The organism is Myroides odoratimimus (assembly GCF_001485415.1).
Taxonomy (GTDB): Bacteria; Bacteroidota; Bacteroidia; order Flavobacteriales; family Flavobacteriaceae; genus Flavobacterium; species Flavobacterium odoratimimum.
Window position 1 is genome coordinate 1 of record NZ_BCMQ01000005.1, and the last position, 13,809, is coordinate 13,809.

Below are 13,809 nucleotides of genomic sequence, written 5' to 3' on the forward strand. Positions count from 1 at the left end.
TGTAATGGTAACACAGCTGATTTTGGTTCAGTCGTTCTAGGTTCGAGTCCTAGTAGGCCAACAAAAAACCTCTTGATCATTCAAGAGGTTTTTTTATTTCAAGAATAAGGAATTGAAATAAGAAAGGTCAGAGCACGCTCTGACCTTTTTTTGTTATTAGTTTTGACCTTTGAATTCAGGTTTTCTTTTTTCTAAGAAAGCAGTAGTTCCTTCTGTGAAGTCTTCTGTTTCGAAGCATTCTCCGAAGTTCTTGATTTCTTCGTGGTATCCGTTTACACCATCTTTAAAGTTAGCATTAATAGATTTTATTGCTCTTCCAATTGCAGAAGCAGAGTTAGAAGCTATTTTGTTCGCTATTTTCTTTGTGAATGCTAATAGTTCTTCTTGCTCTACAACGTGGTTCACTAATCCATAAGATAGAGCTTTATCAGCTGTTATCATCTCTGCAGTCATGATTAGCTCCATTGCTCTTCCTTTTCCAATAAGTTGAGGTAAGCGTTGTGTTCCGCCATATCCTGGGATTAGTCCAAGTGTTACTTCTGGAAGTCCCATTTTAGCGTTATTAGAAGCTATTCTGAAGTGTGCTGACATCGCTAACTCTAATCCACCTCCTAGGGCAAATCCATTAACAGCAGCGATTACTGGTTTGTTGTAATTTTGAACATAGTCGAATAGAAGCTCTTGTCCTTTGGCAGCTAACTGTGAACCTTCACTAGTGTTGAAGCTAGAGAATTCTTTAATGTCAGCACCTGCAACGAAAGCTTTTTCTCCACTTCCAGTAAGGATGATAACACGTGTTTCACGGTCTTTTTCAAAGTGTTTAAGGGCTTGGTGAAGCTCTTCAATTGTTGGCTTGTTTAAAGCGTTTAATTTAGTTGGTCTATTAATGGTTATAATGGCCAGACTTCCTTCTTTTTCTACTAGAATATTTTCAAAATCCATAATATCTTTTATTTGATTAATTATTTATAATAGGCAAGGTAACAATAAATGTGGTGCCAAGACCTTCTTCTGTTTCGAAGACTATTGTACCGTTGTAATTTGTAATTATGTTTTTTATGATTCCCAATCCTAATCCCATGCCACTTGTTTTGGTAGTGAACTTAGGTTGGAATATTTTGTTTAGATCTTCTTGCTTTATACCTGTTCCGTTATCAGCTACTTTGATGATTGCGCTTTCTTCTGTTCTAGATATACTCACTTTTATTTGTGGGCTCTTCTGCTCAGATGGGATAGCTTGTATTGCATTTTTGACTAAGTTAGTAATAATTCTGATTAGTTGTGTTCTATCTATTTTAGAGATGATCTCCTGATCGGTGCTTTCAAACCAGATATAGTCTTCATTAAAGATGTCAAGTGTTAATTTTACAGTATTGACAATGTCAAGAGTTTCGTCTTGCTGAGCAGGCATTGCAGCAAAGCTTGAGAACGCTGTTGCAACAGAAGTCATCGTATCTATCTGTTGTATTAATACCTGTGAAAAATCTTTTAGTTTAGTTTTAATATTAGGATCATTAGGGTCAAATCTTCTTTCAAAGCTTTGAACAGTCAGACGCATTGGAGTAAGAGGATTTTTTATTTCGTGTGCAACTTGCTTAGCCATTTCTCTCCAAGCTTGCTCTCTTTCTGTTTGAGCTAGTTTTTCGTACGAATCATCGAGTTTCTCCACCATATCATTATATGCAGTGATAAGAGCTGAGATCTCTTTACTAGTGTTGCTAGAATCAATCTTTTCGTTTTTTTGCCCGAACTTAGTACTTGTAATCTTGACACTAATATTGTTTAGACTTTGGGTAATATAGTTTGACAAGAAGTAAGAGATAGCAATAGACATAATCAGCATAATGATATATACTTGTCCAAATTTAACCATGAAGTTCTGAATCTCGTTCTCGTAAAACTCTGTTTTCTCCTCATACGGTATTTTAAGTATACCTAGGGGTTTGTACTTTAAATCCTTTAAGAAGCTATATGCGATACGTATACGGTTGCTATCTACCGTTTTTATATCTACAAAGCGTTTGTTTGGAGAGGACTGTATTGTCTTTAAAACTAAAGGAGAGATGTTTTTAGAGATGCTATCTACAGAAAAGGTACCTCTTGAGGTAATCAAGAGGTGTCCTTGTAGATCGTGTATATTGATCTCTGTATTGTGTATGGCTGCTAGCTCATGTATTTTATCTCTAAAAATGCGAGGGATATTCTCTGTTGTTAGAGGGTATTCTGAGGTTGTTAAGATGTAGTTTATATTCTCGTTGATAGAGTTTTCTGTCCTTTCTAGTCTATATTGATGATAAGTACGTGCTTCTTCTCTGAATTGATACACTGATACAGCTGATATCAATACAGATGAGATAATACTCAAAAATATAAGTGAGAAAAATATTCTATTTCTCAGAGAAAAGTTCTTTAATATAAAGTCATCTTTCATTATTTTCTGCTATCGCGAATTCGTTTGTATAAGCGTATTCCTAGCATTAATAGTATTGATAATCCTACTAGACCTACAACTCCAAATATCCAATTAAAAGTACTTTTTAAAATTACTAAAAATACTACAGAAAATAAAATCAAGGTTGCTCCTTCATTCCAAATTCTAAAAAAGGAAGATGTTTTAGTCATCGTTCTATTGTTGATTTGTTTGACGAACTGATGGCATTTTAGATGATAAGCAATTAATGCTACTACAAATAATAGTTTTACATGCATCCAAGGTTGACTTAACCAAGCAGGTATTGCTATCAGCATCCATATTCCAAAAATAGTTGCCAATACTGCCGCAGGCCATGTGATGATGTTCCACAGGCGATTAGTCATGATGGTGTATTGATCTCTTAGGATGTTGGATTGTACTTCAGGCATATCCTTCGTCTCGGAGTAATATACAAATAGACGTACGATATAGAATAGTCCTGCAAACCAGCATACTATAAAAATAATATGTAGAGCTTTTAGATATAGGTATAACATGCTATTATTTGTTTTGCCATTCTTTAATCCAAGTAACCATTGCATCTATCCACATGTCATCATCATTCATACAAGGGATTGTTCTAAACTCTTCTCCTCCGTGTTTTAAGAATTCGTCATGTGCTTCCATGCCTATTTCTTCTAGTGTTTCAAGACAGTCGGCTACAAAGGCAGGAGTAACTACTGCTAGCTTTTTAATGCCTTTCTCAGCTAATCCATTTACAGTAGCATCAGTTGGAGGTTGTAGCCATTTGTCCATTCCTAATCTAGATTGGAATGAGTTAGTGTATTTATCAGCAGGGATGTTTAATTTCTCTACTACTTGTCTTGTTGTTTCTAAACATTGGTGTCTATAGCAGAACTCATGTGCTTTAGAAGCTGTTTGACAGCAAGAGCCGTCTATAGTACAGTGTCCCTTCGTTACATCTGATTTGCGGATATGTCTTTCAGGTACCCCATGATAAGAGAATACGATATGGTCATAGTCATACCCTTCTAGATGACCTTGTATAGTATGAGCTAGAGCATCTACATATTCTTTCTTGTTGTAGAAAGCTGGGAAGCTCGTAACTTTCATTTGAGGAAAGTATTTCTGTCTTACTTCTTCTGCTAATACATTAATAGTCTCTGTAGTTGCCATGGCAAACTGAGGGTAAAGAGGGATCATTAGTACATCATCTATACCTTTGTCTTTTAATTCTTGTAAACCTGTTTGGATAGAGGGTTCTCCATATCTCATAGCTAATGCTACTGGTATGTCCACTTTTGCTTGTACTTTCTTTTGTTGTCTTTCAGAAATTACGATTAGTGGTGAACCTTCTTTCCACCATATTTTAGAATAAGCTTCTGCTGATTTCTTTGGTCTAGTATTCAGTATGATTCCTTTAACTAATAAACTTCTTAGGATGTATGGCATGTCTATTACTCTTTCATCCATTAAGAATTCTCCTAAGTATGGTTTTACGTCTTTTGCTGTAGGGCTTTTAGGTGAGCCTAGGTTAACTAATAATATACCTTGCATGTTGTTAATTATTTGTGTTGAGAGACATTAAGTATTTTTTCGGTGTAGTGCCAAACTTCTTTTTAAAGGCAGCAATGAAATGACTAGCAGAACTATAACCGATCTTTAGTCCTACTTCGTTTACATTATAACTACCGTTGTCTAAGAGCTTGCGTGCGTATTCCATCTTATAATCAAACAAGAAGCTGAATACAGAGTCACCGTAAATCTGCTTAAAGCCCATTTTTAGTTTTTTAATGTTAATACCTACTGAGTCTGCTAACTCTTGAAGAGTAGGTGGTTCAGCCATTTTACTGATGATGATATCTTTCGCTTTTTTGATTTTAACGACATCGTCTTCATCAGATAAGAATGGGCAATTCTCTATGTTTTGATCTTCATTCTGATTAAATAGTAAACTAAGTAACTCGTATGTCTTACCAGTGTAGTATAGCTTTTTGATAGTTGGATTCATATAGAAGTTAAACAACTGATTTAGGACTATAGCCATAGAAGGAGTAATTCCTTCTTCAGAGTAATACTTCTTGTCTCTGTTTTCACCAGTTAAAAAACCGATGAACTCTGCTTCTGTTGAAAATAGAGCATGGAACTTCTTGATAGAAATTAAAACACTTATGACCCATGTATTAGGGGATATCTCTAAGTGTACAGGAAGCTGTTTTTGTGGGTTGTATAAGATCAAGAACTTTTCTTCATTAAGAGGAAGAGAATAGGCTCCTTGATTGAATACAAATTTGGCAGACCCTTTTAAACCAAAGTAAAATTGGATAACATCTGTTCCCATTTCTCGTTGAAATGTTATGTTCTCTGTCAAGTTGTTTTCGAATCTTAATATCGAAAAATTATCATCAATTATTATTTCTTCCGTAGGACTCATAGCGATACTTTTTAAACTTAAGTTAGAAACTTATCTAGTTATTTTTTATTTAGAATGATTCTATATAGGGTGTCTTTTAACCCTTGCTATTGTTGCAAATGTACTGTATTATAATGAAATGCAAGGCTTTTTTTTTCAGAAATCCCTTAGCGATATAAATAGTCCTTCTAGCGTTACTTTTGTCGATTCTTTAATCTTAAATTTGTTTACTTTTTTGAATTAACTCTGTGGTATGGACAAAATAGATAAGACTAAACCTGCGACTTTTTATGCAGTGGGATTAAGTTATAAGAAAGCGGACGCTGAAATGCGCGGTAAGTTTAGTCTAAGTGATGAGGCCAAAGACAATTTATTAACTCAAGCTAAAAATGAAGGAATCGAGAGTTTAATCGTGATTTCTACATGTAATAGAACGGAGATATTTGGTTTCGCACAACACCCTTTCGAACTGATTAAATTATTATGTGATAACAGTAATGGTACAGTGGATGACTTCCGCAACGTGGCTTATGTATATAAGACTAAGGAGGCGATAGAACACTTATTCCGTGTTGGAACAGGACTAGATAGTCAGATATTAGGTGATTTTGAAATTATCAGTCAGATTAAGAATGCTTTCTACTTAGCGAAGGAGAAAGAATTGACAACAAATTACTTCGAGAGATTAGTCAATGCAGTTATCCAAGCAAGTAAACGTATCAAGAATGAGACTGAGCTTAGTTCTGGAGCTACTTCTGTGTCATTTGCTTCTGTACAATATATTATGGACCATGTAGAAGATATCTCTAATAAGAATATCTTGTTATTCGGAACAGGTAAAATCGGTAGAAATACATGCGAAAACTTAGTGAAGCATACTAAGAATGATCATATCACACTTATTAATAGAACAAAAGAGAAAGCATTAGAAGTAGCAGGTAAGTTTAACCTTATCGTAAAGGATTATGCAGATTTACAAGCAGAAATACGCAAATCAGATGTGCTTATCGTAGCGACTGGTGCGCAGAAACCTACAGTAGATAAGGCGTTGCTTAACTTGACAAAACCTCTTGTTATTTTAGATTTGTCTATTCCTAAGAACGTGAGTGATGATGTGACTGAGATAGAAGGAGTAGAATTAATACACCTTGATTATTTATCTCAAATGACAGATAAGACGATCGAGAGAAGAAGAGAGTTCATTCCACAAGCAGAAGAAATTATAGAAGAGATCATGTCTGAGTTTATCGCTTGGACGAAGATGAGAAAATTCGCACCTACTATACATGCTCTTAAATCTAAGCTAGAGCAGATAAAAGATGGGGAATTAGATTATCATAAAAAGAAATATGATAACTTTGATTCTGAGCAGGCTGAACTAATCAGTATGCGCATCATACAGAAGATCACTACGCACTTTGCAAACCATCTTCGTCATGAAGATACAGTAGTGGATCAGAGTATAGAATGGATAGAAAAAGTGTTTCATATAGAATCAAATTAAAATGGGTAGAATTATTCGTATAGGTACACGTGATAGTGAACTAGCAATGTGGCAAGCAAAAACAGTTGAACAATCTCTTCAGAAATTAGGGTACAAAACAGAGTTAGTACCTGTTAAATCTACAGGAGATCTAGTGTTAGATAAGCCACTATATGAGATGGGAATCACAGGAATCTTTACTAAGACTCTAGATGTGGCAATGATTAAAAAAGAGGTAGATATCGCAGTACATTCTATGAAAGATGTACCAACAGCTCTACCACAAGGAATCGTACAAGGAGCAGTACTTAAACGTGCTAATACTGTAGATATCTTATTACATAAAGGAGATACATCTTTTATGTCAGAAGAGGTTGAGGCAGTAGTAGCTACAGGAAGTTTAAGACGTAAAGCTCAATGGTTAAACCGTTTCCCAAAGCATACAACAGTTGACCTACGAGGTAATGTAAATACTCGTATGGAAAAACTACAAAACAGCGATTGGAATGGAGCAATCTTCGCTTCAGCTGGTTTAGATCGTATTAAAAAGAAACCATCGAACTTCATTAATCTTGACTGGATGATACCAGCACCTGCACAGGGAGCTATGGTAGTAGTCGTAAATGCAGATGATAATCATGCTTTAGACGCAGTAGCTCAGTTAAATGATTATGAAACAGAGATGACTACTTATATAGAAAGACAGTTCTTAAGAACACTAGAAGGTGGGTGTACAGCTCCTATCGGTGCTTTAGCTACTTATAATGATCACGATGACACGATTAATTTTAAAGGGGTATTATTCTCTTTAGATGGTCAACAGAAGTTCGAAGTGAACAAAGTAGTGGATATCGCAGAGTGGAAGAAACTTGGATTCTTTGCGGCTAAAGAAATTCTTGAGAATGGTGGTAGTGAATTAATGGAAACACTACGTCAACAATTAAAAAAATAAAATGTCTTTTAATCCAACTATTTTATCTACACGTAAGATTAAAGCGAGTGTATTAGACACTGTTGCTTTAGGGAAGGTGCATTTAGTAGAACAAGATTATATCTTGACAGAACACTTGGTATTCGACTTAGATGCTGTACATGAGTATGTATTGTTTACAAGTCAGAATGCGGTGAAGAGTGTGATTAGTCAAGGGTATAGAGAAGTTCTGAATAAGAAACCAGCGCTATGTGTAGGGATAAAAACAAAAGAATTGTTGGAAGAGAACGGTTGGGAAGTTAAGGCTTGGGCACATTATGCAAAAGAATTAGCTCCTATCATTGTTCAGGACTATAAAGATAGATACATAACATTCTTTAGTGGAAGTATCAGAAGAGATCTATTGCCAGATGCTTTTAGAGCAAATGGTGTGGTCTTTAATGAGTTCACAGTATATCAGACTGTACTTAATCCAGTAAAGAATGAATATAAAATAGATGGATTGTGCTTTTACAGTCCTTCAGCGATAGAGAGTTATCTTCAGCAGAACAGCATCACGACAGAAGTGTGCTTCTGTATAGGAGATACTACAGCAGAACCATTAAAAGGAGTTACACAGAATATTGTAATAGCGAAGCAACCTACAGTGGAGGCTACATTACAAGCTTGTGTGGATTATTATAAATAGAGTCAGCTAAAAATTGACGTATTAAAATCGAATAGAAATGATTAAAAATGATTTATTCTTAAGAGCGTTAAAAGGTGAAACAGTAGAGAGACCACCTGTATGGATGATGCGTCAAGCAGGTAGATACTTACCAGAGTTTCGCGAATTAAGAGATAAGTATGATTTTTTTACACGTTGTAGAATGCCAGAAATCGCAGCTGAGATTACAGTACAACCGATTCGTATTGTAAAACCAGATGCTGCTATTTTATTCTCAGATATTTTAGTCGTACCGCAAGCTATGAACATTGATGTAGAGATGAGACCAGGAGTAGGGCCATGGGTACCTAATCCTATCCGTTCTGCTAAAGATGTAGAGCAAGTTATCGTACCTAATATCGAAGAGACATTAGGATATGTAATGGATGCTATTAAAGTAACGAAAGAGATGTTAAACGATGAGGTACCATTGATTGGATTCGCTGGTTCACCTTGGACTATCTTTTGTTATGCAGTAGAAGGAAAAGGTTCTAAGAGCTTTGACTTAGCGAAAGGAATGTGTTTTTCTGACCCAGTAGCGGCGCATACGTTATTACAAAAAATTACAGATACAACTATTTTATACCTTAAAGAAAAGGTAAAAGCAGGTGTAAATGCAGTACAAATATTCGATTCATGGGGAGGTATGTTATCTCCAGTAGATTACCAAGAGTTTTCATGGCAGTATATTAATCAAATAGTAGAAGCATTAGCTGATATCACTCCAGTTATTGTATTTGGAAAAGGATGTTGGTTTGCATTACCTGAAATGGCGAATTCAAAAGCTTCTGCATTAGGAGTAGACTGGACTTGTAGCCCACAGAACGCTCGTCTATTCACAGGAGGAGATATCACATTACAAGGTAACTTTGACCCAAGCCGTCTAATGTCTCCGATCCCTACTATTAAGAAAATGGTACACGAGATGATCGATGCTTTCGGTAAAGATAAGTATATAGTGAACTTAGGTCACGGTATCTTACCTCATATCCCAGTAGATCATGCAAAAGCATTTATCGAAGCGGTAAAAGAATACGAACACAAGTAAAATATTGACAGAAAAGCCTGCCGAAGTATGACGTAGGCTTTTTTGTTTTACTATATCATTTGACCTATGTTAAACAAAGGAACAAAAAGTGAAGAAGAAAGACGTATAGAGTCTATTGTTCAGAAGTTGTCTTCTATTGGATTTACACCAGAGGACAAGAAATTTATAGAAGATCTAGACGTAGAGCTTCAAAAGATAGGCCTGAGTTATGAACAACTGTTGATAACAGAAGGTAAGGACTTAGCCTTACACTTACATAAATTCAACTTCCCTTGGGATAAGATGGAAGAGTTCACAGATCTATTAGTGAAGTGGTCTTCTCAAGAGCCTTTATTAAAAGCAAAAGCAAAGGCTGTCTATCAATATATCCAAGATGAGAGTAAAGCATTCTCATTTAATATCATGACTAAGATTAGTCGTCTTTAAGAGATCACTATTTACAGCAGAAACAGGTTGAGGTATCATACACACTATGATAGTGATATGTAGGACTAGAGGAGTCTGCTTACTATTGTTTATTTAAAGATAAGGTAGAGAGGTGTAATATAATGTATTGGCTGAACTACGGAACAATAGTTTTTTTAATGATGAGTATCCTGACAGAGAGAGGATATGTACTATTTATAATATGAAAGAACAATTTTATCAATATATACAACAGCTTCAAGATACCATTACAAAAGGACTTGAAGATATAGATGGAAAGGCAAAATTCCAAGAAGACCTTTGGGAACGTCCTGAAGGTGGTGGAGGTCGCACACGCGTAATCGAGAATGGAGCAGTATTCGAAAAAGGAGGAGTGAATATCTCTGCCGTACACGGACCATTACCAGTAGCGATGCAAAAGTACTTTAATGTAGGAGATGTAGATTTCTTCGCTTGTGGACTATCGTTAGTGATTCACCCGAAGAGTCCTATGGTACCTACAGTACATGCTAACTGGCGTTATTTTGAAATGTATGACAAAGAAGGTACAGTAGTGCGTTCTTGGTTTGGTGGAGGACAAGACCTTACACCTTATTACCTATTCGATGAGGATGCTACGCATTTTCATACTGTATGTAAGACAGCTTGTGATAAACATAATCCAGCGTTTTATCCATTGTATAAAAAGCAATGTGATGAATATTTTTGGAATGCACATAGAGAAGAGGCACGTGGTATCGGAGGATTATTCTTTGACCGCTTAGAAGTAACAGAAGAAATGTCTATGCAACAGTGGTATGACTTCGTAACCGAAGTAGGAGATAGCTTCTTAGAAGCTTATGCACCTATCGTAGAACGTCGTATGGATACCCCTTATAGCAATGAGCACCGTACATGGCAAGAAATCAGAAGAGGTAGATACGTAGAGTTTAATCTTGTTCATGATAAAGGAACTCTATTTGGCCTAAAAACCAATGGACGTATCGAATCTATCCTAATGAGTTTGCCACCACATGTACAATGGGTATATGACCACCATCCAGAAGAAAACAGTTGGGAAGAAAAGCTGTTGAAGGTATTAGCTAATCCTGTTGATTGGATGAAATAGTTTACAGTTCACGGTTAACAGTTTACAGTATAAAACTACTTAATAGAGATAATTAGTTATATAAACAAATTATTAAGTTATTAGATTTTGTGTATAATGGAATGTTTGTTGTTGCAATTTATGGTACTATAAATAACCATGAATTATATGATAGACTATCGAAATTATAATGTTTGGAAACTGAGCCATGAATTGGTATTAAAGATCTATCCATTATTAAATTTATATCCTAAGTATGAGGAAAGAAATTTAATAGATCAGATAAGAAGGGCAGTAGTATCAATTCCTACCAATATCGCAGAAGGATGTGGTAAGGATACACAAAAAGAACTTGTTAGATATCTATATATCGCCTCAGGTTCAGCACATGAAGTTGAGTATTTAATATTTTTATCAAAAGACTTAGGTTACTTGAATGAGAATGATTTTTACTCAGTTCAGAATGATATTGTAAGTATTAAAAAGATGCTTGTAGTGTTGATTAAAAGAATAAGAGAAACAATGGATAGTAAAAAGTAAACTATAATATTGTTTATTCTATAAATAGAACATTAATAGAATTATCGGGTACATTTAACTGTAAACTGTAAACCGCTTGCTGTAAGCTGTATACCGTTCACCGTAAATCAAAATAAGAACACAGGTCAACGTTCTGTTTATAGATGTCGAGAGCAACTGTAAACTGTAAACAGTTCACCATAAACCAAAATAAGAACATAGGTCAACGGTCTGTTTATAGGTGTCGAGAGCAACTGTAAACTGTATACCGTTCACCGTAAACCAAAATAAGAACATAGGTCAACGGTCTGTTTATAGATGTAGAAAGCAACTGTAAACTGTAAACCGTTCACCGTAAACTAAAATAAGAACACAGGTCAACGTTCTGTTTATAGATGTCGAGAGCAACTGTAAACTGTAAACCGTTCACCGTAAACCAAAAATAATTATGTTTCCATTACAAAGAGGTAGAAGATTAAGAACAAATGAGTCTATTCGTAGTTTGGTAAGAGAGACTATCGTGACTCCACAAGATTTTATGTTCCCTATGTTTATAGCAGAAGGGACTAATGTACAAGAAGCTATTCCTTCGATGCCAGGTATGTTTAGACGTTCTGTGGATTTGACAGTAAAGGAAGTAAAAGAGCTTTATGCATTAGGTATTCGCGCAGTGAATATCTATGTAAAAGTAAGTGATCATTTAAAAGACAATGCAGGTACAGAAGCATGGAATCCTAATGGATTAATGCAGACTGCTATCAAAGCGATAAAAGATGTATGTCCAGGTATGATCGTAATGCCAGACGTAGCATTAGACCCATATTCTATATACGGACATGATGGTATTATAGAGAATGGAGTAGTAGTGAATGACCCTACAGTAGATGCACTGACGAAGATGAGCGTATCTCATGCAGAGGCAGGAGCAGACTTCGTAGCACCTAGTGATATGATGGACGGACGTATCTTACGTATGCGTGAAGCATTAGACCAATCAGGATTTACGAATGTAGGTATCATGAGTTATTCTGCTAAGTATGCATCTGCATTCTACGGACCATTCCGCGATGCACTAGACAGCGCACCGAGAGCAGATGTAGAGATACCAAAAGACAAAAAAACATACCAGATGGACTATGCTAATCGTATTGAGGCTGTGAAAGAGGCGTTATACGATGTAGAAGAAGGAGCAGATATCCTTATGGTAAAACCTGGTATGGCTTATTTAGATATCGTACGTGAAGTGAAAGACGCTGTGAATGTGCCTGTAGCTGTGTACCAAGTATCTGGTGAGTACGCTATGGTAAAGGCTGCATCAGAGAGAGGGTGGCTTGATCACGATCAGATAATGATGGAACAATTAACTTGTATCAAACGCGCTGGAGCAAGTATTATCTCAACATACTTCGCTAAAGAAGCGTCTATTTTATTGAATAAATAGTTAGAATAAGTACTATAAATAAAAGAAGCTCGTTGATTTTGTCAACGAGCTTTTTTCATTATAAGCTATTGATAACTTTTTTTCTAAATAGTAGTAAGAAGTGTTTTAACTTTATCCACTAGTAAAATTATAGAATATATGACGCCTGATTTTAAAAATAAAACATATCGATTAGCAGAGTTTATCTTACTTGTTAAAGATCGAAAAGAAAGAACTACGGAGTATGATCCAGCCTATCAGTATGCTATTTATGCTGTAGAAGATGAGGCAGATGTAGAATTAGAGATTTATGTTGGTGATCCTGTTGAGGTGACAGAGGATGATGAAGAGATATATCCAGACGCTGTTACAGAACTAGATATGTGGTATCTGTGCTCTGACGAAGATATACAAGATGTAGTAGACTTAGCAGTGAGCCAGAAACCCACAGTGACGGTAGAAGAGCTCATCATGGCATTAGATTACTACCTGACGATAGATGATTTTATTGATTTTGACTAAACGATATAGAGACTACTAAATGTTATTTGTCCGTTTATTGCACTAAAAGGACTGTTTTGTATACTATAATGTTCATTTTGTTTCTCTATTTTTGATGGAAATAAATAAACAACAACAATGACAAAAATTATAAAAACTAGTTTGCTACTTCTTGCTACTATTAGTGTAGTAGCATGTGGCGGTAAGGATGATAAAACACAACCTGAAGCTGTGTACGAATCAGAGAGAGGAGAAGTAGCCGAAATGACTATGTCTGAAAAAATCAAACTAGGTGAAGACATCTTTAAAGGAAAAGGAAACTGTGCTTCTTGCCATCAGACAGATAAAAAAATAATAGGACCTAGTGTCAAAGAAATATTACAAGTGTATGATAAACACAACGCTGATCTAGTTTCTTTCTTGAGAGGAAATGAGGAACCTATAGTTGATCCGTCTCAGTTTATCATTATGCAAGCTAACTTAGAGATCACGAAGAAGTTTAGCGATCTAGAAATGGAAGCACTTATTGCCTATATGCGAAGTTTATAGATAATAAATAAACAGTAAGATATCGAAAAGCCTTGAGTCAATAGATTCAAGGCTTTTTTATATTCAGTAAGAGATAGATTTTACCCATTAATATAAAATGCAATTCAGACTAGATTGAATGATAAATGGGAATAAAATACTATTTATTAGGGGGTGGTCGGCATGTGGTCGGCTAGTGATGGGCATTTGGTCGGCTTAAAAGTACCAAAAATAGCCTATCACTATCCCATCATATAGGTATCATATAGTGAGCAAGTGGAAGGAGCGTAAAAGTGAGTAAAAGGGAATTAGA

Annotated in this window: 15 protein-coding genes; 10 read left to right on the forward strand and 5 right to left on the reverse strand. The window is 35.6% G+C overall.

Going from position 1 to position 13,809, the window contains the following annotated elements:
* Positions 1-156: 156 nt before the first annotated feature.
* The 5 genes from MODO_RS06055 to MODO_RS06075 are packed head-to-tail and all read right to left on the reverse strand — an operon-like array spanning position 157 to position 4,868.
* Entirely contained in the window at positions 157-942 is a 786-nt protein-coding gene (locus MODO_RS06055; RefSeq protein WP_006259839.1) for an enoyl-CoA hydratase/isomerase family protein, read from the reverse strand.
* Between the two features lie 16 nt (positions 943-958).
* On the reverse strand, positions 959-2,431 hold the full coding sequence (locus MODO_RS06060) for a sensor histidine kinase (RefSeq protein WP_006259838.1): 1,473 nt from the start codon (positions 2,429-2,431) through the stop codon (positions 959-961).
* Positions 2,431-2,970, reverse strand: coding sequence for a CopD family protein (locus MODO_RS06065; protein ID WP_006259837.1), 540 nt, complete (start codon positions 2,968-2,970; stop codon positions 2,431-2,433). Before MODO_RS06065 ends, MODO_RS06060 begins: the two co-directional genes overlap by 1 nt.
* A gap of 4 nt (positions 2,971-2,974) precedes the next feature.
* A complete protein-coding gene (gene hemH / locus MODO_RS06070; RefSeq protein ID WP_006259836.1) occupies positions 2,975-3,991 on the reverse strand; it encodes a ferrochelatase in 1,017 nt (338 codons plus the stop codon).
* A gap of 4 nt (positions 3,992-3,995) precedes the next feature.
* Positions 3,996-4,868, reverse strand: a complete 873-nt coding sequence (locus MODO_RS06075) for a helix-turn-helix transcriptional regulator (protein ID WP_006259835.1) — start codon at positions 4,866-4,868, stop codon at positions 3,996-3,998.
* A gap of 232 nt (positions 4,869-5,100) precedes the next feature.
* On the opposite strand from MODO_RS06075, the gene hemA reads away from it, so the two are divergent.
* From hemA to MODO_RS06125, 10 genes are all read left to right on the forward strand, one after another.
* Positions 5,101-6,351: a glutamyl-tRNA reductase gene (gene hemA / locus MODO_RS06080; protein WP_006259834.1), complete on the forward strand. Its 1,251-nt coding sequence runs from the start codon at positions 5,101-5,103 to the stop codon at positions 6,349-6,351.
* A gap of 1 nt (position 6,352) precedes the next feature.
* Entirely contained in the window at positions 6,353-7,282 is a 930-nt protein-coding gene (hemC, locus tag MODO_RS06085; RefSeq protein ID WP_006259833.1) for a hydroxymethylbilane synthase, read from the forward strand.
* 1 nt (position 7,283) lies between these two features.
* Positions 7,284-7,949: a uroporphyrinogen-III synthase gene (locus tag MODO_RS06090; protein ID WP_006259832.1), complete on the forward strand. Its 666-nt coding sequence runs from the start codon at positions 7,284-7,286 to the stop codon at positions 7,947-7,949.
* A 37-nt stretch (positions 7,950-7,986) separates the two neighbouring features.
* On the forward strand, positions 7,987-9,015 hold the full coding sequence (gene hemE, locus MODO_RS06095) for a uroporphyrinogen decarboxylase (RefSeq protein WP_006259831.1): 1,029 nt from the start codon (positions 7,987-7,989) through the stop codon (positions 9,013-9,015).
* Positions 9,016-9,081: 66 nt separating this feature from the next.
* Positions 9,082-9,441, forward strand: coding sequence for a hypothetical protein (locus tag MODO_RS06100; protein ID WP_006259830.1), 360 nt, complete (start codon positions 9,082-9,084; stop codon positions 9,439-9,441).
* 127 nt (positions 9,442-9,568) lie between these two features.
* Positions 9,569-10,549, forward strand: a complete 981-nt coding sequence (hemF, locus tag MODO_RS06105; RefSeq protein WP_006259829.1) for an oxygen-dependent coproporphyrinogen oxidase — start codon at positions 9,569-9,571, stop codon at positions 10,547-10,549.
* A 147-nt stretch (positions 10,550-10,696) separates the two neighbouring features.
* A complete protein-coding gene (locus MODO_RS19500) occupies positions 10,697-11,068 on the forward strand; it encodes a four helix bundle protein (RefSeq protein WP_006259828.1) in 372 nt (123 codons plus the stop codon).
* Positions 11,069-11,495: 427 nt separating this feature from the next.
* Positions 11,496-12,488 carry a porphobilinogen synthase gene (hemB, locus tag MODO_RS06115; RefSeq protein ID WP_006259827.1) on the forward strand — a complete coding sequence of 331 codons (993 nt, stop codon included), beginning with the start codon at positions 11,496-11,498 and terminating at the stop codon, positions 12,486-12,488.
* A gap of 138 nt (positions 12,489-12,626) precedes the next feature.
* The gene (locus MODO_RS06120) at positions 12,627-12,989 is read left to right on the forward strand and encodes a DUF7716 domain-containing protein (protein WP_006259826.1); all 363 of its coding nucleotides are present in this window, start codon (positions 12,627-12,629) and stop codon (positions 12,987-12,989) included.
* A gap of 117 nt (positions 12,990-13,106) precedes the next feature.
* Positions 13,107-13,517: a c-type cytochrome gene (locus tag MODO_RS06125; RefSeq protein WP_006259825.1), complete on the forward strand. Its 411-nt coding sequence runs from the start codon at positions 13,107-13,109 to the stop codon at positions 13,515-13,517.
* The last annotated feature ends 292 nt before the right edge of the window (positions 13,518-13,809 follow it).